Raw genomic sequence first — 19,802 nt, forward strand, 5'->3', positions numbered from 1 at the left:
AGCGAACCGACGGGCGAAATCTACGGCGCAAAGATCGAGAACGCCGTGACATTGCGACTTTCGGACTTTCCTCTGGGCAAAAGTGAATACGACACCGATTCGGAATTGTCGGTAGAAGAGGTCGAGACGGTCGTACGCGACACGGGCGGCCTCCTGGTCGCCGAAGGAGATACACAGGTCGCGGCCCTCCCCTTCGTCAATCCGCAACGCTTCGGCGAGACGGATCCGATCAAGGCCTTGCTCGGCGCCATTCCGGACAATGCGCGGATCGTTCCGGAGAATGTCTCGATCGCCTATCAGGATCATATGGGCCGGCCGAGTTTCAGCGAGAGCATCCTGAAGGCCGAGCAAGAGGTACCGATCGGCACATTGCTGGCCCAGTCGGGCTATGACGGAGCCGACGCGAAAGGCATGTCTGAAGCCGTTTCCACCCTTCTTCGCGGCGACACACTGAAGGCCGGTTCCATTATTCGGGTCGGGCTGGAAGAAGACGGCTCCGACAGTCACATCGTCCGCATGTCGCTCTATGACGGCCGCGACCACATTCTCACGGTCGCGCTCGACGATCGGCGGCAATATGTGCCGGCGGAAGAGCCAAGCCGCACGCCCACTCTCGAACTCGCCTATGCGAGCGCCGAAGGCTCTTCACAGGCCCGGGCCTTGCCGACCCGCACCAATCTTCCGACCGCCTACGATGCCATCTGGCAGGCGACGAGCGGTGAAGGCCTGTCGCGTGAGATGACGCGGGAACTGCTCCGCATTCTCTCCGCTGACGTCGACTTTCAGGCGCCGATCCAGCCGGACGACCGGATAACCGTTCTCTATTCGCACCCCGAAGAGGATGGCGAGGCCTCGGAAGACAGCGTCCTGCTCTATGTGAATGTCGACATGAACGGCAAGGAGCGCGGCTTCTACCGGTTCACCACGCAGGATGGCGAGACGGATTTCTTTGACTCCGAGGGGCGCTCCGCTCGTCAGTTTCTGCTTCGCAACCCCTGCCCGAAAGGTCGGTTTACGTCGGGCTTCGGCATGCGGCGTCATCCCGTATTGGGCTATAGCCGGCTGCATAGTGGTGTCGACTGGGCGGCCCCGCGGGGCACACCCATCATCGCGTCGGGCAACGGCGTGATTGAAAAGGCGGGCTGGGCCGGTGGTTATGGCCGACAAACGGTCATCCGCCATGCCAATGGGTACAAATCGAGCTACAACCACCAGAGTGCGATTGCCAAGGGCGTAAAGCAGGGCGCGCGCGTTACCCAGGGCCAGATCATCGGCTATGTCGGCTCCACCGGCCTCTCCACGGGCCCGCACCTGCATTACGAAGTCATGGTCAATGGCTCGAAGGTGGACCCGATGCGCGTCCGACTGCCGAACGGCCTTGTCCTGAAGGAAGATGAGCTGGCGCGGTTCGCAACGGAACGATCGCGCATCGAGGCAATTCTCCGCCAGCGCGAATCGCAGCAGGTCGCGGCGGCCACCAACTAGGCAAACCCAGGCGAGCAACGCGGCGAAAGCGCGTCGCCCCGCCGCCCGAACATCCGCACCGGACGGTCTTACTCCTCGAACTGAACCACCGTGCCTGGCTCGACCATTTTGGCGAGTTCCGTCGCATCCCAGTTTGTGAGCCTGACGCAGCCATGGCTGGCGGTCTTGCCGATCTTGCTGGGTTCCGGCGTTCCATGAATGCCGTAAGTCGGCTTCGACAATGCGATCCAGATGGAGCCGACAGGGCCGTTCGGCCCCGGCGGAATTGTCAGGATCTTATCGTTCTCGCCCTGCTTGAAGTTCTTGTTCGGGTCGTAGGTGTAGTTCGGATTGAACGCGATCCGCTCGACCTTGACCGTGCCGGAGGGCGAAGGCGTATCGGACGAGCCGATTGTCGCGGGGTAACTTGCAACGAGACGGCCTGCGGAATCATAGGCGACGACCTGCTCCCGCCCTTTGTCTGCGACGATCCTCGCGACCTTTCCGGATGTCGCGGAACCGGTATTGGCTACCCGTATCGTTTGTCCCTGCCGGTCGAAATCGATGCCGGGATTGAGTGCGACGAGAAAATCCTCATCCATATGGAAACGCTCGGCGATGGCTTCCTTCGCCGAGGTGTAGCGCATCCCGGGCATTGCAGCCTTTTCACCGTAATCGCTGGGTATAGCAGCGACGTAAGGACCGGCGACATCTTCGGCCGTAATCGTGTAGTCCTCGAAGGCATCACCGCCCCGCTCCGCGAGGGCCGCGTCAATCGCCTCCTCATTGGTAAAATCGACTAGTTCGCCGGTGAGTTTTCGCCAGCTATCCATGGCATAGAGCATGTTCTGCCCTTTAACGCCGTCGATCACACCCGGGGATGCGCCGACGCGATCCAGCAGAATCTGCGCCTTCGCGACCGTCATTTTGCCAAGCGGCAGGTCCGCCGACGCTTTTGGCGCTTCCACTGTCGGATCGTCGACTGCGTCGGGCAGACCGGCATCTGCCGGGTCTTGGGTAGAGGCCATATCGGAAGGCAAGGGCTGCGGATCCTGCACCGGCTCGCTCTCGTTGGGCTCGGGAACGACCGGTACCTGATCGGCCACCGTTCCACGCCGCTGGCGCAGACGCTGTTCGGCCTGCTCCCTTTCCGCGCGCATGGCTTCGCGCATTTCACGCCGCTCGCGTTCAGCCTGTCGTTCGGAGCGAATGATATCGCGAATCTCCGATTCCCGATCCAGCCTTTGCCAGTTCTGGTCGGTGGGCGCGTCGTAATAGGGCTCGGGTGGAAGTTCCCGGACATCGGATGGCGGCTGGACAGTCAGGACCTCTCCGGTGGCCGGATCGAGAAAGATGCGCTCCCCGTTTCGGCCGATAACGACATCGGCCGGTATCTGCGCCTGCGCTGCTGGCATCATCAGCGCCAGAGGGATCGCGCTAGCGGCAAGAAGGAAGAGAGGTATGCGCATTGTTCGGACTCCGATTTCTCCGGGAATCATAGCCAAATTAATATGAACTGAGCATGAAAATGTCTGGCGGCGCCAGATTTTGACCGCTCAAATCAGCAACTTCGATAACTCACAATCGATGTAATTGTTCTCTGCGCCGAAAAGGATTCGCTAGCGGTGATGAAACAAGCTGTCCCGCTGTTAAGAAAAATTTACGTTATGTATTTCTAAATTAGGTATATTATCACAGATTGACAGGGTCTTCATGAGAGAGAGCTGGAGACATAAACCGTCCTTTTTTCTGAAGAATGGCTTCCTTCTGGCTATATTGGCCATTTTCACCTTTGAGGCGCTCTATTCCTATCGTTCGATCGACAGGCTTCTGGACGCGCACGGGCAATATACCGCCAGGCAGTGGGCGGACGCCTTCGTCCTTCAGGAGAATTTGACGAACACCCTTCTTTCCGGTGCGGAACTTTCCGACCAGGAACAACGATCCCTGACGCTGATCGCCAATGAGGGAAGTGTCTTCCGATTCAAGTTTTTCGATTTGGATGGAGAGCTGGTTTTCTCCTCCGAAGGAGAAACAGGCCCTAGCGAATCTCTCACCGCCCACGCCCCCACTGCAGCGTCGCGTCTGTTTGAAGGCGAACCCTACATTCGACTCGACGAAGGAGAGCCGGGATCCGACCTGCCGGCCTATTATGCAGAAGGATTTGTCCCGCTGTACCGATCAGGAGAGATTGCGGGCTTCGCGGAGGTCTATGTCGACCAGACCGAAAGCCGGTCTGTTCTACTGAATACGCTCTATCCCAGTCTCTGGCTGACCCTCTCACTTTGCATCGTCGCAATTCTGCATGTTCTTTATACGGCCTGGCTGATGCGCCGGGAGCAGAGTGCGAACGATCGCGCCCATCACCTCGCAAGACATGACGTCCTGACCGGGCTCCACAACAGAGATGTCTTCGTCGCGACGCTTCAGGAGCGGATTGCAGGCAAACGGAAGAGCGATCCGGGCATCGCCATTCACATGATCGATCTTGATGGCTTCAAGAACATCAATGACCGCCACGGCCATGGCATCGGTGACGAACTTCTTAGGACCGTTGCGGACGTCCTGCTTCGCAATATCCGGTCGGAGGACCTGCTCGCTCGTCTGGGGGGCGATGAGTTCGTGGCCATTCAGGCGAATGTTGACAACCGACAGCAGGCGATCGATTTCGCCAGCCGCATGGTCGCCTCCGTCCGTGAGATCAGGCAGGTCGGCAATGTAGAAATCCGGCTCAGCACCAGCGTCGGCACCTACCTTCTCGACAGCATGGTCGGTACCGAAACGGAAGACATCGTCCTGTCACGGGCAGATGCGGCGCTTTACCACGCCAAAGGCGAAGGGAAGGATCAGGTCGCTATCTTCGAACCTGAGATGGAGGACTTGGTCCGCTCTCGGCAGCTCTTACGAAGCCGGCTTGTGGAGGCAATCGAAAACGAAACGCTGGAAGTGTTTTACCAACCTCAGCACGAGGCCAAGACCGGGCGGCTTTGCGGCTTTGAAGCTCTGGCGCGGCTACAGGACGGCGAAGGCGGGTATGTCTCTCCCTATATTTTCATTCCACTGGCGGAAGAACTGCGCCTTATGCCCCGCCTTGGTGCCCTCATCCTCGAACAGTCTTGCCGCGATGCGGTTGAATGGCCAGACGACCTTTACCTCGCGGTCAATCTGTCGGTTCAGCAGTTTGAAAAAGGTCTGGTCGATGTTGTCAGGAATGCGTTGGAATCCTCGGGCCTTAATCCGCAACGCCTTGAGCTCGAAATCACCGAGAGCATGTTCATCCAGGACCATGACGTGCCCTCGATCGAGCGGCAATTGCATGAACTGAAGAAGCTCGGCGTACAGATCGCGATGGATGATTTCGGAACGGGCTATTCCAGCCTGAATTCACTCTGGCGCTTCCCTTTCGACAAACTCAAGGTCGATCGCTCGGTCGTTTCGCAGATCGATCAGAGCACGACGGTAAACTACATTCTCGATACGATAGCAGCCCTTGGACGCACGATGCGGCTGCGTGTCACCGCCGAAGGCGTCGAGACGGAAGCGCAGCGGACCCTGGCGATACAGGCAGGGTGCGACGAGATTCAGGGCTATTTCTACGCCGCGCCCATGGCAGGCAAACGTGTCAAAGAGCACATTTCGCAAGTCCTCGCCGGAAAGGCCGCGGGCGCTGACGATATCTCTAGCCCGCCCGCAGAAGCGAAGACAGCGGACGATGACCAATTGACCTGAAAAAAGGGCCGCCTTTTGAAGGCGGCCCATCTTCTCATCCATTCCATTCGCGCAATCACGCGGCTTCCTGCTTTGCCGCATCACTGGTCGTGAAAACCAGCCTGTCGGAGCCAGCGCCAACTTTTACGCGAGCGCCGTCGAAGATATCGCCCATGAGAATCTTCTCGGCGAGCGGATCCTGCAGTTCCTTCTGCATCACCCTTTTCAACGGCCTTGCGCCATAAGCGGGGTCGTACCCCTTCTCGGCCAGCCATTCGATGGCGTCCTCGCCCAGCTCGAGACGGATCTTGCGATCGGCCAGAAGCTTCTCCAGCCGCTCCAGCTGAATCTTGACGATTGCACCCATATCCGCTCGGCGAAGCCGATGGAAAAGAATGACCTCGTCGATCCGGTTCAGAAATTCCGGGCGGAACGCGGATCGAACCACACCCATCACCTGATCGCGAGCCTCGTCGACATCCTGATCCTCGCCGAGATTGACGAGAAATTCCGCTCCTAGATTGCTGGTCATGATGATCAGCGTGTTGCGGAAGTCCACGGTTCGTCCCTGGCTATCGGTCAGCCGGCCATCGTCCAGCACCTGCAGCAGCACGTTGAAGACGTCGGGATGGGCTTTTTCCACCTCGTCGAACAGCACGACCTGATAGGGCCGGCGCCGCACTGCCTCGGTCAGGACACCGCCTTCATCATAGCCGACATAGCCGGGAGGCGCGCCGATCAGCCGCGCGACGGAATGCTTCTCCATGAACTCGCTCATGTCGATGCGCACCATCGCGCTTTCATCATCGAACAGGAAGTTCGCCAGCGCCTTGGTCAGTTCCGTCTTGCCGACACCCGTCGGGCCGAGGAACATGAAGCTGCCGATCGGCCGGTTGATATCCTGCAATCCCGCGCGAGCACGCCGCACGGCTTTGGAGACCGCCTGCACCGCCTCGCCCTGGCCGACGACGCGCTTGGCGATCTCGTCTTCCATGCGCAGCAGCTTGTCACGCTCGCCTTCCAGCATCCGGTCGACCGGAATACCGGTCCAGCGGGAGACGACGGCGGCGACATGATCCGGCGTCACCGTCTCCTCGACCATCGAACTGGTGTCGCCTTCGCGCGCTTCGGCTTCGGCGAGCTTACGCTCCAGGTCCGGGATACGACCATAAGCCAGTTCGCCCGCCTTCTGGAATTCGCCGGAGCGCTGGGCGATCGCAAGATCGTTCCGAGCTTCGTCGAGTTGGCGCTTCAGATCGGCGGCAAGACCCAGCTTCTCCTTCTCGGCCATCCAGGCGCTCGTCAGGGAATCGCTCTCCTCTTCCAGATCGGAGAGTTCCTTCTCCAGCTTGGAGAGGCGATCCTTGGACGCCGCGTCCGTTTCCTTCTTCAACGCTTCACGCTCGATCTTCAACTGCATGATGCGCCGGTCGATCTCGTCCAGGGCTTCCGGCTTGCTGTCGACCTGCATGCGAAGGCGCGAAGCCCCCTCATCGACGAGGTCAATGGCCTTGTCCGGCAGGAACCGGTCCGTGATGTAGCGGTTCGAGAGCGTAGCTGCGGCAACCAGAGCCGAATCCGAGACACGCACCTTATGGTGCTGTTCGTATTTTTCCTTCAAGCCACGCAGGATCGAGACTGTATCTTCCACCGTGGGCTCGTTGACGAAAACGGGCTGGAAGCGGCGCGCCAGAGCTGCGTCCTTCTCGACATGCTTGCGATACTCATCGAGCGTCGTGGCGCCGACACAGTGAAGTTCGCCGCGCGCCAGAGCCGGCTTCAAAAGATTCGACGCATCCATCGCGCCGTCAGCCTTACCGGCTCCGACAAGCGTATGCATCTCGTCGATAAACAGCACGATCTGACCATGAGCGGCCTGCACTTCCGAAAGAACGGCCTTCAGCCGCTCCTCGAACTCGCCGCGATATTTCGCGCCGGCAATCAAGGCGCCCATGTCGAGTGCGAGCAGCCGCTTGTCGCGGAGACTCTCCGGCACGTCGCCACTAACGATGCGCAGTGCAAGCCCTTCGGCAATGGCTGTCTTACCGACACCCGGCTCGCCGATGAGAACGGGATTGTTCTTCGTGCGGCGGCTCAGCACCTGAATGGTACGGCGAATCTCGTCGTCACGGCCGATGACCGGATCGAGCCGGCCCGCCTTGGCGTCTTCCGTCAGATCGCGCGCATATTTCTTCAGAGCGTCATAAGCCTGTTCGGCGGATGCGCTGTCAGCGGTGCGGCCCTGACGTACTTCCTCGATCGCCTTGTTCAAGGCAATCGGAGTGACGCCGGCCTTTTTGAGCATATCGGCCGTCTTCGCACTCTTCTCGACCGCAAGCGCAGTGAGAAGCCGCTCGACCGTGACGAAGCTGTCACCGCCCTTCTTCGCAAGTTCTTCCGCCGTCGCCAGAACCTTGGCGAGCGGCTGGCTCATATAGAGCGAAGCGCCCGAGCCCTCGACCTGCGGCAGAGCGTTCAAAGCGGCGTCGACAGCCATGCGCACGGCTTTGGAATCGCCCCCGGCGCGATCGATCAGCGAGGTGGCAAAGCCTTCCTCGTCATCGACCAGCACTTTCAGGAGATGTTCGGGCAGAAGCTGCTGATTATTACGTGTAATCGCAGCCGTCTGCGCAGCCTGCACGAAACCCCGCACACGCTCGGTGTATTTTTCCATATTCATTTTTCGGTCTCCTTCCCCTCCCCGGCCCTTATGGCGCCGGCTCGGCAGATGAATGACTGGAAGCCCTTGAAGGCGCTTCCGGTTTCAAGACTGATATGGGTGTGGAGAAAGCCAATTCCAAGCGTCGCTCAGCGCTTTTATATCCCCTCACCGAGTGCCCCGTCAGCGAAACGCGGCAGAGCGCCAAACCGGTTACGAAAGCAGCTTAAGACGACTCGAATAGAAAAAGCCGCGGCGCGGACGCCACGGCTTATCAAATCATCTGCCGGTCGGACAGGAGCGATCAGCTATTGGCCGCAAGCGGCAGATCTCCGCCCTCATCCTTGCCTTCCGGAGACGCGCTTTCGTCGCTCTGAGCCGAACGGCGCGGGCGACGGGTCCGGCGGACCTTCGTCTCGCCATCCGGCTCGGCTTCGGCTTCCGTCTCCGCCTTCTTGCGGCGGGTCCGGCGCGGCTTGGGCGCCTCTTCCTCAGAGTCCGACTTTTTGGCGCCACGGCGATCGGCCTCGGCGGCTATCTCGGCCGGTGATTGTGCGGCCGCTGGCTGCGCAGGCGCATTGTCATCGGCGTCCGAATTATCGTCATCATCGGAGCTATCCGACCCATCGTCATTGTCCGCACGATCATCGCGGCGGTTGCGACGGTTTTCGCCGCGTCCGCGTCTCGGCTTGTCATCGGACGATTCGTTGCGGATCTCGGGACGATCGTCCTCATTATCCTCATCATCGCTATTGGCCGATTCGGACTCGCGCTGCGCATCGCGCTGGCGTTGCGCTTCCGCATTGGCGGCCATCGCTCCGGCGATGATGCGGTTATAATGTTCCGCATGCTGGAAATAGTTTTCGGCCATCACCCGATCGCCCGAGGACGTAGCGTCCCGCGCCAGGGCTGCGTATTTATCCGCGATCTGCTGGGCAGAACCGCGAATCTTCACGTCAGGGCCGTTACTCTCATAACTACGCGAAAGGGGATTGGGACCCTTGCGATTATTGCCACCACTATTATTCCGCCCACGATTGCGGCGGTTTTGCTGGTTTGGCCTCATCGATAACTCTTCTTTGAATTCATCCTACATCGGGATGGGAACCGGCCTTTGCCGGCCTTCGCTGCCGCAACGGCGAAGCCGCGCGTCAAGCCATGGCAACTGTCCGACACAGCGCATCCGACAGTCTGTTGATCCGTTACTCTCGGGTCTCTCGCCGGAAGCCCCCAGCCTTGCAACGCGTATAAGTCGCGATTGCCGACGAAACCGCCGTCTTCATTCCTGCTTGCGCTTTGAAAGCCGGAGACGGCAGAAGCGACGTGCTTCATTCATCCGGTGCCTCGAACTTAATCACTTTTTCGGACTTTGCCAAGCCCCAAGGGCATTTAGCCCTCTTTTCGCGTTGTTTTGAACAGCATAGCGCGCAGCACGCCATTCAGATCAGGACGGGTTTCGAGGCAATCGAACCCGCGCGCCGCAAAGATCGCAGCGACATCGGCCTGCTGACCGATGCCGATCTCGACCACGACGGCACCCTCCGGATCAAGATATCCGGCGGCGTCCTTTGCGATCGCGCGATACGCATCGAGCCCGTCACCGCCGCCGTCGAGCGCAAGGTGCGGATCGTGCCGACGCACCTCTTCGTCAAGCTCGCCGATGATTCGGCTCTCGATATAGGGCGGATTGGAAACGATCAGGGAAAAATGGCCGCGGACATTCGAAAACCAGTTGGACTGAACTGTCGAAAAGCGCTCCTCCAGCCCATTCGTCCCGGCATTGCGCATTGCCGTCTCAAGCGCGCCCGCGCTGAGATCGACACCCAAGGCTCTCAGATCTTCGCGTTCTGCGAGCAGTGCCAAGGCAATGGCCCCCGTGCCCGTGCCGAGATCAAGGACCGTCGGCGCCTGATCGTGATCATCGATGCTATCCAAAGCCGATAGTGCGAGTTCAACCAGTGCCTCGGTGTCATTCCGGGGTTCGAGCGTATCCGGCGAAAGCGCAAGATGGAGGCCGTGAAATTCCCGCCAGCCGAGAATCCGATGGATCGGCACGCCGGAAGCCCGTGCATGGGCGCGGTCCATCACCTCCTGGCACGCCGTCTCTTTCACATCGCGATTGGGATCAGAGATCCATTCGGCCGTGTCGAGCTGCAAGGTCCCGAGAACGAGCTTTCTCGCCTCGTCGGCGGCATTCACGATATCCGCATCACTGATGATACCGCGCACCGCCGTCAGCAGCGCCTGCAGCTTCATGTCATTTCTGCCAGCAGCGCCGCCTGGTGATCGGCGATCAGCGCGTCGATCAGTTCATCCAGTTCGCCCTGGATCACCCGATCAAGCTTGTAGAGGGTCAGATTGATGCGGTGATCCGTCACTCTGCCCTGCGGAAAGTTATAGGTACGAATCCGCTCCGAACGGTCGCCCGAGCCGACCTGCGCCCGCCGCGATTCGCTCCGCTCCGCATCCGCCTGGCTGCGTTTGGCGTCATAAAGACGCGCGCGTAGGATCTGCATGGCGCGGGCACGGTTCTGGTGCTGGCTCTTCTCCGACTGCGTGACCACGATCCCGGTCGGCAAGTGCGTAATTCGAACGGCGCTGTCCGTTGTGTTGACGTGCTGGCCGCCGGCCCCGGAGGAGCGCATCGTATCGATACGGATATCATTGTCGTTGATCTCGACATCCACCTCTTCGGCCTGCGGCAGGACGGCAACGGTTGCGGCGGAGGTGTGGATGCGTCCGCCGGCCTCGGTGGCGGGCACACGCTGCACGCGATGAACGCCGGATTCGAATTTCATCTTTGCAAAGACGCCACGGCCGGATACCTCGGCGATAATCTCCTTGTATCCGCCGGCCTCGCCTTCCGACACGGAGTCGATCGCAACCTTCCACCCCTGCTCGGCTGCGTAACGCTCATACATGCGAAAGAGATCGCCGGCGAAGAGCGCGGCCTCGTCCCCACCCGTTCCCGCGCGGATTTCAAGGATGACATTGCGCGCATCCGCTTCGTCCTTCGGCAACATCTGCAGCCGGAGGTCATTCGTCAGCGCCTCGATTTTGTTGTCGAGTGTATTCGCCTCGGCGTCGGCCATGCGGCGCATCTCGCCATCGCTGCCCGCGTCGGCCAGCAATTCATCGATCCCCTTGCGCTCCTGCTCCACCTCGCGAAGCTGGCGGATCGCCGCGACGACCGGCTCCAGCTCGGCGTAATCCGCCGCCGCCTTGCCATATCGCTCGGGCGCGGGGCCGGCGGCCAGTTCCGCCTCCAGCATCTGGAAACGTTTCTCGACAGCATCGAGGCGGGCGGTGGGAAGGCTCTCCGTCATGATCCTACAGCGTCAACCCGCTCTCATTGGCGTAATCCTTCAGAAACGCCCGGATATCCTGCCTTTCCGCGTGATCGATCGCCGTGTTCAACCGCTCCGTCAGATCGTCGAGACGGACATCCCGCAGACAGGCCTTCACCGGACCGATCGAGGCGGCACTCATCGAAAGCGTACGAAAACCGATGCCGACAAGCGCGAGGGCGGTCAACGGCCGGGACGCCATCTCCCCGCACAGGGAAAGCGGAATGGACAGGCGTTCACAATCGCGGACAATATGGCGCAAAGCCCTCAGAAAGGTGCATGACAGCACGTCGAAGCGATCACCCACGACCGGGTTGCCGCGATCGGTCGCCATGATGAACTGGAACAAATCGTTCGAACCAACGGAAATGAAGTCGACCAGACCCTTCAAGCGGTCGAGCTGCCAGATCAGCGAAGGCACTTCCAGCATGATTCCGACGGAAATTTCCGAAGGCAGCCCATAGCCATGACGCTCCAGATGGCTCTTCTCCCGCTCGATAAGGTCCCGTGCCTGTTCGATTTCGGACGCCTCGGTCACCATGGGAAGCATGAGTGAAAGCTTCTGCCCTCGGGCCGCCCGCAGCAGCGCACGGATCTGCGTCCGGAAAAGCCCGGCCCGGTCCAGCGTCAGACGAATGGCGCGCCAGCCCATGGCGGGGTTTTCTTCATTCGGAGCGTTGCGGAAGTAAGGCAGCACCTTGTCGCCACCAATATCGAGTGTGCGGAAGAGAATCGACTTGCCATCAGCCTTGTCGATCACCTCGCGATAAAGCTCTTCCTGGCGGTCGGCCCGGGGAAAGGTCGAAGCGACCATGAACTGGAGTTCCGTACGGAACAGGCCAATTCCATCGGCGCCGCATGCTTCAAGCTGCGACATGTCGACCACGAGGCCAGCATTCATCATGAGTCGAATGTCGACGCCGTCGACGGTGCGGGCCGGCTTGTCGAGCAGCGCCTGATACAATTCCTGTCGCTTGGCGCGGAAGCGAACCTTCTCCGCATAAAGGCTTTCCAGGTCCGCCGGCGGACGCAGATGCACGCGGCCCTCATCGCCATCGACGATGATCGCATCCCCGTTCTCACTCATCGACACGACGCCGCGCGTCTGACCGGTCACGGGGATTCCCATGGCCCGCGCCACGATCGAGATATGGCTGGTGATCGCGCCATCCTCCAGGACGAGACCACGAATGCGATCGCGCGGATAATCCAGCAACTCGGCGGCGCCCATGGTGCGCGCGACAATGACGTTGTCGTCAGCCGCCAGAAGTTCTTCACGTCCCCCGCCGACAAGCTGGCGCAGCAGGCGGTTCGCCAGATCGTCGAAATCGTTCATGCGCTCGCGGATATAGGGATCCGTGACATGGATCATTCGCGCACGCGTATCGTTCTGAACCTTCTCGACGGCGCCCTCTGCCGTCAGCCCGTTCTGAACCGCTTCTTCGAGTCGCCTGACCCAGCCCGTATCGTGGGCGAACATGCGATAGGCTTCCAGCACGGCCCTGTGTTCGCCGTCAGCCGCGATTTCCTCGCGGTTCAGCATGTCATCGATGGAAACGCGCAAATGGCCCAGCGCATCGTGCAGCCGGCCCGATTCGATATCGACATCTTCAGCAAAGAGATTGGTGACAACGATGCGTGGCTCGTGCAGCACCACATAGCCGAGACCGACCCCGTCCGAGATCCCCACGCCTTCGAAGGTCGCAGGACGACGCATGTCCAGTTCGATACCGGCCCGGGACAGATTGGCCAGATCGCCACTCGCCATCATCTCGGCAAGCACCATCGAAACCGTCTGCAGCGCTTCCAGTTCTTCCTCGCGATAGACACGCTTCGTCTTGTTCTGGACGGTCAGAACGCCAAGCGTACGTCCGGCGCGCAGCACTGGCACGCCCAAGAAGGATGAAAATGCCTCCTCGCCGGTTTCCGGCAGGTAGCGGAAGGCGGGGTGTTTTTCGGCTTCCGGCAGGTTCAGTGTACGGGCTGTCGCTGCGATGGTGCCGACCAAGCCGTGACCGACGCGAAGCGACGCCAAGTGGACCGCCGACGGATTAAGGCCCTCGGTCGCATAGAGCTCGAGCACTTCGTCGGCGCGCAGCACGTAAAGCGAGCAGACTTCGGCCACCATGTTGCGGGCGATTTCCGCCACAATCCGGTCGAGCCGCGTCTGCGCGTCCAGAGGCTCGGCCATCAGTTCGCGCAGACGGCGAAGCAGGACCCTGGGGCCGACCGCAAAGTCTGTCATGACTTTTCTCCCCTCCTGCTAGCGCCTTGTCAGCCGTCGATGATCCGGCTCGACTTGGCGAGCCGAGATCGATGTTTACTTACCGTCCAGACCGTAGGCCGCATGCAGCGTACGCACCGCAAGCTCCGTGTAGGCCCCGTCAATCAGGATCGAAATCTTGATCTCGGACGTGGTGATCGCTCGAATATTGATATTACGTCCGGCCATCGCCTTGAAAGATGTTGCCGCGACACCGGTATGACTGCGCATACCGATACCGATCACGGAAACCTTGGTCAGGCCGCCCTCGCTTTGAATGGCGTCGAAGCCCACCGTTTCCTTCGCGTCGGACAGGATTTTGACGGCGCGTTCCAGATCGCCTGACGGCACGGTGAAGGTGATATCGGTGGTCGCGCCATCTTCCGAGATATTCTGCACGATCATGTCGACATTGATATTGGCTTCGGCCAGGGGGCCGAAAATGCCAGCCGAGACGCCTGGCCGGTCGGCGACGCGCCGCAGAGAGATCTGGGCCTCGTCCTTGGCGTAGGCAATACCGGTTACCGTTTCCTGTTCCACGATCTCATCCTCGTCGCAAATCAGCGTTCCTGGCGGGTTATCGAAATCGCCCATTCCGGGCGCATCGGGGTCTTCGAAGGACGAACGCACGAAGGTCCGCACGCCCTGTGTCATCGCGAGTTCGACCGACCGCACCTGTAGTACCTTGGCGCCGAGGCTGGCCATTTCCAGCATTTCTTCGAAAGTCACTTTCGGCAGACGGCGGGCCCGCGGCTCGATCCTCGGATCGGTCGTATAGACACCGTCTACGTCAGTGTAGATATCGCAGCGATCGGCCTTGACCGCCGCGGCAATCGCGACCGCCGACGTGTCCGAACCGCCGCGTCCAAGCGTGGCGATTCGGCCATCGGGACCGATGCCCTGAAATCCGGCGACAACAGCAACCTGACCCTGGCTCATGCGTTCCATCAGCCGCGCGCCTTCGATCGAGTCGATACGCGCGGCGCCATGGGCATTATCGGTCTTCAGAGCGATCTGCCAGCCTTGCCAGGATCGTGCATCGACACCCATCGACTGAAGAGCAATGGCGAGCAGACCGCTTGTCACCTGTTCGCCCGAGGCGACAACGGCGTCATATTCGCGCGCATCGTAAAAGGAAGCGTCTGCACCGGCGACTTTCGGCATCTTCTCGACCCAGCCGACAAGTTCGTTGGTCTTGCCGGCCATTGCCGAGACCACGACAGCCACCTCATGGCCAGCATCGACCTCCCGTTTCACATGGCGTGCAACCACATGAATACGATCGAGATCGGCAACCGACGTGCCTCCAAATTTCATTACAATGCGCGCCATGGCGAGCGGTACTCTCCCTTTGTATCAGGGTGCCGGCAGGCAGCGTCGGGCCATATCCCCCTTCAGACGCCGCCCCACGTGAAAGCGCGCCGGTGGGCAGGCCGGCGCGATCCGCGGTTCCATAGCCAAAAGGGGCCTTCGAAGCAAGGTCGACGGCTTGACTTGCAGCCACGACTTCCCGATGTCACTGCTGACAAGCACAGGATGCGTAGAATGAATGCGACAAGCGCCACGACCATCGACTCGGCCGAAATCGACCACTTCTCTTCGCTAGCGGCGGAATGGTGGAACCCGACGGGCAAGTTTCGTCCGCTTCACAAGTTCAACCCGGTCCGCTTGCGCTATATCCGCGACGAGGTAGGCCGCCAGTTCGGCCGCGACCTGAATGCGGAAAAGCCATTCGAAGGCTTGCGCTTTCTGGATATTGGTTGTGGCGGCGGCCTCCTGAGCGAGCCGATGCGGCGGCTTGGTGCCGAAGTTGTCGGGGCGGACGCCTCGGAAACCAATATCAAGGTGGCAAGCATCCACGCCGAACAAACGGGCCTCGACATCGACTATCGGGCGACGACCGCCGAAGCGCTGGCCGATGCGGGAGAGCAGTTCGACGTCATTCTCAACATGGAAGTGGTCGAACACGTCGCCAATGTCGACCTCTATCTGAGGCGCTGCGCGGAGATGGTGAAGCCGGGCGGCCTGATGTTCGTTGCCACGATCAACCGAACGATGAAGGCCTATGCGCTGGCAATCGTCGGCGCGGAATACGTCCTTCGCTGGCTGCCCAAGGGCACCCACTCCTATGAGAAACTTGTGCGGCCCATGGAAATCCACGGCCCGCTTTCCGATCGGGGATTGCTGCGCCGGGAGATCACCGGCGTCGTCTACAGTCCTCTCGCCGACCGCTGGGAGCCGAGTCGCGACACAGACGTCAATTATATGGTTCTCTACGAACGGCCGGAATAAAAGTAGTCAATTCTGGTCTTCAGGAATATCCGGTATCGGAAGGACGGGCACGCCGTCCTCCAGGAGCGATTTGACGTCTTCGGACTTGGCAGAACCGTAGATCTTCCGTTCTTCCGCTTCGCCAAAGTGGATGCGCCGCGCCTCCTCGGCGAAGTTTTCGCCCACATTGGTGGCGCCGGATTTCATCTCGCGGACCATCTCCGCCATCTTGCGCATCATCTCGGCTTGGGGACTGTCCGGGACGAGGCCGACCGACTGCGGTTCAGGCGAAGCGGCCGCCAAGGCCTGACTCTTCTTAGTCGCCTTCACTGCCGGTGCCATCAGGGACTTCGTTACCGATGTCGAATGACAGAACGGGCAACTGACAAAGCCCTTGCTGTTTTGCGAGTCGAAATCGTCCGAAGAGCGAAACCATCCGTCGAAATCATGTCCGTCGATACAGCGCAGAGCGTAATGAATCATCGATGTTCAGCCGGTCACCTGGAGGGTGAAATCCCTGCCATTGCTAAGATTGGGAATGGCCGCTCGCTGCGCGGCAACGGCGCTCATATCGATATCTGCCATGAGGACGCAAGGCTCATCGTGTCCCGCATCGGCAATGATAGCTCCATCGGGCGCGACAATGAGCGAGTGGCCATAGGTTTCTCGCCCATCCTCGTGCTGTCCGCCCTGGGCTGCAGCAATGACGAACGCGCCGTTTTCGATGGCGCGGGCGCGCAGCAACGTATGCCAGTGCTTCTCACCCGTCTGCCTGGTGAAGGCTGCGGGCACGGTGAGAATATCGGCGCCGGCCTGCGCCTGCGTTTTAAAGAGATGCGGAAAGCGCAGATCGTAGCAAACCGAAAGCCCGATCGTACCGAGCGCTGTTTTCGCCACCACCGCTGCCTCGCCGGGGCTATAGGTCCGTGATTCCCGCCAGCTCTCGCCATCGGCCAGATCGACGTCGAACATGTGGATTTTGTCATAGCGAGCCAGAAGCGACCCGTCCGGCCCGAAGAGAAAAGCTCGATTGGCGACCTTCCCGTCATCGAGCAAAATAGCCGTCGAACCGATATGCAGATGGATCGACAGTTCAGCGGCCAGGCCCGCAGCTTGCGCGACAAGCGGATCGCTCTGCTCGGCACGAACCTTTTGCAAAAGGCTGTCACGGCTCCGTTCCAGCATGCCCGTCATTTCGGGCGTCTGAACATAATGAGCCCCCTGCCCGGCCGCTTGGCGCACCATTTGGTCAAAATCCCGCAAATTGTCCTGCGGATCCCGGCCCGATCGCATCTGCACGCAGGCGGCAGTCAATACGGTCATGACGAAGCGTCTTCGCCTTTCAGGATGGGATCGAGCTTGCCCTGACGATCCAGGGCATGAATGTCGTCGCTTCCTCCGAGATGGCGATCACCGACAAACACCTGCGGATAGGTCGATGCGCCGCCGGCGCGCTGGATCATTTCCGATCGACGTTCTGGATGCTCCGTCACGTCGATCTCTTCGAAGGCGACGCCCTTGCTTTTCAAAAGGCGTACGGCGCGGGTGGAATAGCCGCAAAACTGACGGGTGTAGATATCGATCTGCGGCATTGCGAACTCCTGGGAATGGTCGAATTATTTTCGCACCGCATATAGGTCGCCTTGCCTTCACGCCAAAGGGTAGCATTCAAGCCACCCGCCCCTCCGGCAGGACCCGCGAGAAGGTGAGAACGTCCACACTGCCCGCCCCGCCCCTCAGAACCGCCCGGCTGGCCGCCGTCACAGTTGCGCCGGTGGTGTAGACATCGTCGATCAGCAGCACCTTCCGCCCCGACAGTAGAGGGAGAGCTGCGTCCGGCACAATGAATGCACCCCGCACATTCTCACGACGTTGGCCGCGGGTAAGCCCGACCTGCCTTGGCGTCGCGCGTCTGCGAACGAGGAGTTCGGGATGGAAGGGATTGCCGCTCTGATTCGCAATGGCGCGCGCCAGTTCCGCACTCTGATTGAAACGCCGGCCAAGAAGCCGCCGGCGATGCAGGGGCACGGCCACGATCAACTGACAGTCCGCGAGCAGTTCATCTCCCGCACGCACCATCCATGCAGCCATCCATCGTGCCAGATCGGTCCGATCCCGATATTTCAGGGCCGATACCAGGCCTCGCGCCGGCCCGTCATGCACCACCGCAGCGCGCGCCCGCTCAAAGACCGGCGGAGCCGCCAGGGCTTCGGCGGACACGATCCCGCCTCCCATCTCGACCGAAAAGGGCGTACCGAGCACAGGACAAAGCGGGGTCTCGATGGCGCGCAGCTGTGGCCAGCACCCCGCACAGAAGGTGCCCGGCGCGCTGACCTCCCTTCCGCACTCCAGACAGGCCGGAGGGAAGAGCATGCGGGTAAGCCCATCACCCACCCGGATGACAACGCGACTTAGCTGCTTCGCCGCCGATGGTTTCCGCTCCATCGGTTCGCCGCAGGGGAGGTCGGCGGTCCCATCGACCGGCAGCCACACATCGGGATGATCTTTCATCGTCTCCTCCGGGCCGAAAGGCAGGGCCGTCTTGCGACCGAGCCTTCGCGCCTCTAGCTAGAGCCGACAGAGTTTCGCATCATCGTCGATGCGCGGCAATCATCGGAGACTCCAAGCATGTTCGACAGCCATCAGGTCCGCGCCCGACGGAAACGCGCCGACGCGATGGCAGTAGAGGGCGCCGACTTTCTTGCCAGGCTTGTGTTGGACGATCTCGATGAACGCCTCGCGACCGTCATACGAACCTTCGACGAGGTGAAACTGCTTGGAGATAGAGCATCCGTCGATCTGGCAGCGGTCCTGAAGCAACATGGCCACGGATCGAAATCGATCGAAGCCATCGAGTTCACCGGCGACGATCCCGCACGTCTAGGCGAACAAACGACGGACCTTATCGTGTCCTTCCTTGATCTTCAGGACGTCTCCGATCCGGCAGCCTATCTCGCCAGTTGCAGGCGCGCCCTTCGGCCCGACGGTCTTTTTCTAGGGGCCTTTGTCGGCGGTGAGAGCCTGGGCGGACTACGCGAAGCGCTTCTCATTGCAGAAACGGAACAGAAGGGAGGCGCCAGCCCTCGGGTGCATCCGGCCATCGCGCTACGCGATGCGGGCGCCCTCCTCCAACACACCGGCTTCGCCTTGCCTGTCATCGACAGGGAAACCACCACGGTTCGCTATGATAGCCTTTTCAATCTGATGCTCGATTTACGCGCGATGGGTGCCACCAATGCGCTGGCCAAGCGCAGTAGACAGGGGGTGACGCGCACGCTTCTCGGCCGGGCAGCCGAAATCTATCAGCAGCGCAATGGCGATGAGGACGGACGGGTCCGTGCCGTGTTCGAGATCATCTGGCTGAGTGGCTGGGCGCCCGACAGCAGCCAGCAGAAACCTCTGAAGCCGGGTTCGGCAAAGGTCAGCCTTGCGAGCGCGCTGGGCGAACTGGACGGTGAGTGATCACATACCACTGATGGAGGAAGACACCGACATCATGATGGAGAGCGCCCGCCCGCCGCTGGTCTGAAGTGTCAGAAAGAGGGCCACCGCAAGCAAAGCGCAGAGCAGACCATATTCGATGATCGTAGCGCCTTGGCTGTTACCGAGGAAATTGCGTAGCAATTCGATCATCTTGGTCCTTCCCGCCTTGCCGGGTAGCAGTCGGAGAGGGCGATTAACATTCACTTGGTGTCCCGCCGGCGGAAGGCAGACAGAGAATTTCCGGCAAGGGCGAAAGAACACTTCGACGCAGAATGAATGTCGTCCCGCTGCGGGGCGAGGATGTCACGGAACCCGTCGATATCCTGTCGAGATTTTGAAAAGCGGGAGACTGAGGCCGCTGTGCATATTGCATCGCCTTTTTCTCGGCGACCGGTGCGAGGAACAGCGCAAGCATGACACCGGCCGTGCCGAAAAGCAGTGCAGCGCGCAGAATGCCGAAACTCATCCGCATGACCGTCGACTCGGTCCGATCATTCAGCGGCGTAAGATCGACACCCCTGTTCATCACGCAACTCCAGAATTTCACGCGAACAGACGGGCTCGCAATACTCTTGCAGAAGATCGCACCGTTACATGAATAGGCCGT

At 60.5% G+C, this 19,802-nt stretch carries 17 protein-coding genes (1 of these 17 cut by a window edge); 4 read left to right on the plus strand and 13 right to left on the minus strand.

Going from position 1 to position 19,802, the window contains the following annotated elements:
• Positions 1-1,485: the 3' portion of a M23 family metallopeptidase gene (locus D8780_RS10465; RefSeq protein WP_121646518.1), read on the plus strand. The gene continues 468 nt to the left of window position 1, outside the view; only the last 1,485 of its 1,953 coding nucleotides appear in the window; its start codon lies off the left edge, out of view; it ends in the stop codon at positions 1,483-1,485.
• A 68-nt stretch (positions 1,486-1,553) separates the two neighbouring features.
• On the opposite strand, the gene D8780_RS10470 is transcribed toward D8780_RS10465, so the two are convergent.
• On the minus strand, positions 1,554-2,933 hold the full coding sequence (locus D8780_RS10470) for a L,D-transpeptidase (RefSeq protein ID WP_121645532.1): 1,380 nt from the start codon (positions 2,931-2,933) through the stop codon (positions 1,554-1,556).
• Between the two features lie 244 nt (positions 2,934-3,177).
• Here D8780_RS10470 and D8780_RS10475 point away from each other — a divergent pair, with 244 nt between their 5' ends.
• Positions 3,178-5,193: a putative bifunctional diguanylate cyclase/phosphodiesterase gene (locus D8780_RS10475; protein WP_121645533.1), complete on the plus strand. Its 2,016-nt coding sequence runs from the start codon at positions 3,178-3,180 to the stop codon at positions 5,191-5,193.
• 55 nt (positions 5,194-5,248) lie between these two features.
• On the opposite strand, the gene clpB is transcribed toward D8780_RS10475, so the two are convergent.
• From clpB to D8780_RS10505, 6 genes are all read right to left on the minus strand, one after another.
• Positions 5,249-7,852, minus strand: coding sequence for an ATP-dependent chaperone ClpB (gene clpB, locus D8780_RS10480; protein ID WP_121645534.1), 2,604 nt, complete (start codon positions 7,850-7,852; stop codon positions 5,249-5,251).
• Positions 7,853-8,135: 283 nt separating this feature from the next.
• Positions 8,136-8,897 carry a DUF4167 domain-containing protein gene (locus D8780_RS10485; protein ID WP_121645535.1) on the minus strand — a complete coding sequence of 254 codons (762 nt, stop codon included), beginning with the start codon at positions 8,895-8,897 and terminating at the stop codon, positions 8,136-8,138.
• 323 nt (positions 8,898-9,220) lie between these two features.
• Positions 9,221-10,087: a peptide chain release factor N(5)-glutamine methyltransferase gene (gene prmC / locus D8780_RS10490; RefSeq protein WP_121645536.1), complete on the minus strand. Its 867-nt coding sequence runs from the start codon at positions 10,085-10,087 to the stop codon at positions 9,221-9,223.
• The gene (prfA, locus tag D8780_RS10495; protein WP_121645537.1) at positions 10,084-11,157 is read right to left on the minus strand and encodes a peptide chain release factor 1; all 1,074 of its coding nucleotides are present in this window, start codon (positions 11,155-11,157) and stop codon (positions 10,084-10,086) included. The genes prmC and prfA overlap by 4 nt, the downstream gene beginning before the upstream one ends.
• 4 nt (positions 11,158-11,161) lie before the next feature.
• Positions 11,162-13,423, minus strand: coding sequence for a phosphoenolpyruvate--protein phosphotransferase (gene ptsP, locus D8780_RS10500; protein ID WP_121645538.1), 2,262 nt, complete (start codon positions 13,421-13,423; stop codon positions 11,162-11,164).
• Positions 13,424-13,498: 75 nt separating this feature from the next.
• Positions 13,499-14,773 carry an aspartate kinase gene (locus D8780_RS10505; protein WP_121645539.1) on the minus strand — a complete coding sequence of 425 codons (1,275 nt, stop codon included), beginning with the start codon at positions 14,771-14,773 and terminating at the stop codon, positions 13,499-13,501.
• 213 nt (positions 14,774-14,986) lie between these two features.
• Between D8780_RS10505 and ubiG the strand changes: the two genes are divergently transcribed.
• A complete protein-coding gene (gene ubiG / locus D8780_RS10510; RefSeq protein WP_121645540.1) occupies positions 14,987-15,733 on the plus strand; it encodes a bifunctional 2-polyprenyl-6-hydroxyphenol methylase/3-demethylubiquinol 3-O-methyltransferase UbiG in 747 nt (248 codons plus the stop codon).
• A gap of 6 nt (positions 15,734-15,739) precedes the next feature.
• Here the strand turns inward: ubiG and D8780_RS10515 are convergent, their stop codons facing one another.
• From D8780_RS10515 to D8780_RS10530, 4 genes are all read right to left on the minus strand, one after another.
• Entirely contained in the window at positions 15,740-16,195 is a 456-nt protein-coding gene (locus D8780_RS10515) for a DUF1178 family protein (RefSeq protein ID WP_121645541.1), read from the minus strand.
• 6 nt (positions 16,196-16,201) lie between these two features.
• Positions 16,202-17,035 (minus strand): carbon-nitrogen hydrolase family protein, encoded by an 834-nt coding sequence (locus D8780_RS10520; protein ID WP_121645542.1) that lies wholly within the window; start codon positions 17,033-17,035, stop codon positions 16,202-16,204.
• Entirely contained in the window at positions 17,032-17,304 is a 273-nt protein-coding gene (grxC, locus tag D8780_RS10525) for a glutaredoxin 3 (protein ID WP_121645543.1), read from the minus strand. The genes D8780_RS10520 and grxC overlap by 4 nt, the downstream gene beginning before the upstream one ends.
• Before the next feature lie 76 nt (positions 17,305-17,380).
• The gene (locus tag D8780_RS10530) at positions 17,381-18,223 is read right to left on the minus strand and encodes a ComF family protein (RefSeq protein ID WP_245412322.1); all 843 of its coding nucleotides are present in this window, start codon (positions 18,221-18,223) and stop codon (positions 17,381-17,383) included.
• A 117-nt stretch (positions 18,224-18,340) separates the two neighbouring features.
• Here D8780_RS10530 and D8780_RS10535 point away from each other — a divergent pair, with 117 nt between their 5' ends.
• On the plus strand, positions 18,341-19,174 hold the full coding sequence (locus D8780_RS10535) for a methyltransferase domain-containing protein (protein WP_121645544.1): 834 nt from the start codon (positions 18,341-18,343) through the stop codon (positions 19,172-19,174).
• Here the strand turns inward: D8780_RS10535 and D8780_RS10540 are convergent, their stop codons facing one another.
• Together D8780_RS10540 and D8780_RS10545 are read right to left on the minus strand one after the other, a co-directional pair.
• Positions 19,175-19,345, minus strand: coding sequence for a Flp family type IVb pilin (locus tag D8780_RS10540; RefSeq protein ID WP_199699592.1), 171 nt, complete (start codon positions 19,343-19,345; stop codon positions 19,175-19,177). It abuts the gene before it with no gap.
• A gap of 43 nt (positions 19,346-19,388) precedes the next feature.
• Complete coding sequence (locus D8780_RS10545; protein ID WP_121645545.1) at positions 19,389-19,721, minus strand: hypothetical protein; 333 nt, start codon at positions 19,719-19,721, stop codon at positions 19,389-19,391.
• Positions 19,722-19,802: the final 81 nt, after the last annotated feature.

Origin of the sequence: Notoacmeibacter ruber, assembly GCF_003668555.1 — a bacterium.
GTDB lineage: Bacteria > Pseudomonadota > Alphaproteobacteria > Rhizobiales > Rhizobiaceae > Notoacmeibacter > Notoacmeibacter ruber.

Coding starts and splice junctions, on each gene's coding strand:
- D8780_RS10470 (WP_121645532.1), bottom strand. CDS start 2,933: ATGCGCATACCTCTCTTCCTTCTTGCCGCTAGCGCGATCCCTCTGGCG.
- D8780_RS10475 (WP_121645533.1), top strand. CDS start 3,178: ATGAGAGAGAGCTGGAGACATAAACCGTCCTTTTTTCTGAAGAATGGC.
- clpB (WP_121645534.1), bottom strand. CDS start 7,852: ATGAATATGGAAAAATACACCGAGCGTGTGCGGGGTTTCGTGCAGGCT.
- D8780_RS10485 (WP_121645535.1), bottom strand. CDS start 8,897: ATGAGGCCAAACCAGCAAAACCGCCGCAATCGTGGGCGGAATAATAGT.
- prmC (WP_121645536.1), bottom strand. CDS start 10,087: ATGAAGCTGCAGGCGCTGCTGACGGCGGTGCGCGGTATCATCAGTGAT.
- prfA (WP_121645537.1), bottom strand. CDS start 11,157: ATGACGGAGAGCCTTCCCACCGCCCGCCTCGATGCTGTCGAGAAACGT.
- ptsP (WP_121645538.1), bottom strand. CDS start 13,423: ATGACAGACTTTGCGGTCGGCCCCAGGGTCCTGCTTCGCCGTCTGCGC.
- D8780_RS10505 (WP_121645539.1), bottom strand. CDS start 14,773: ATGGCGCGCATTGTAATGAAATTTGGAGGCACGTCGGTTGCCGATCTC.
- ubiG (WP_121645540.1), top strand. CDS start 14,987: ATGAATGCGACAAGCGCCACGACCATCGACTCGGCCGAAATCGACCAC.
- D8780_RS10515 (WP_121645541.1), bottom strand. CDS start 16,195: ATGATTCATTACGCTCTGCGCTGTATCGACGGACATGATTTCGACGGA.
- D8780_RS10520 (WP_121645542.1), bottom strand. CDS start 17,035: ATGACCGTATTGACTGCCGCCTGCGTGCAGATGCGATCGGGCCGGGAT.
- grxC (WP_121645543.1), bottom strand. CDS start 17,304: ATGCCGCAGATCGATATCTACACCCGTCAGTTTTGCGGCTATTCCACC.
- D8780_RS10530 (WP_245412322.1), bottom strand. CDS start 18,223: ATGAAAGATCATCCCGATGTGTGGCTGCCGGTCGATGGGACCGCCGAC.
- D8780_RS10535 (WP_121645544.1), top strand. CDS start 18,341: ATGTTCGACAGCCATCAGGTCCGCGCCCGACGGAAACGCGCCGACGCG.
- D8780_RS10540 (WP_199699592.1), bottom strand. CDS start 19,345: ATGATCGAATTGCTACGCAATTTCCTCGGTAACAGCCAAGGCGCTACG.
- D8780_RS10545 (WP_121645545.1), bottom strand. CDS start 19,721: ATGAACAGGGGTGTCGATCTTACGCCGCTGAATGATCGGACCGAGTCG.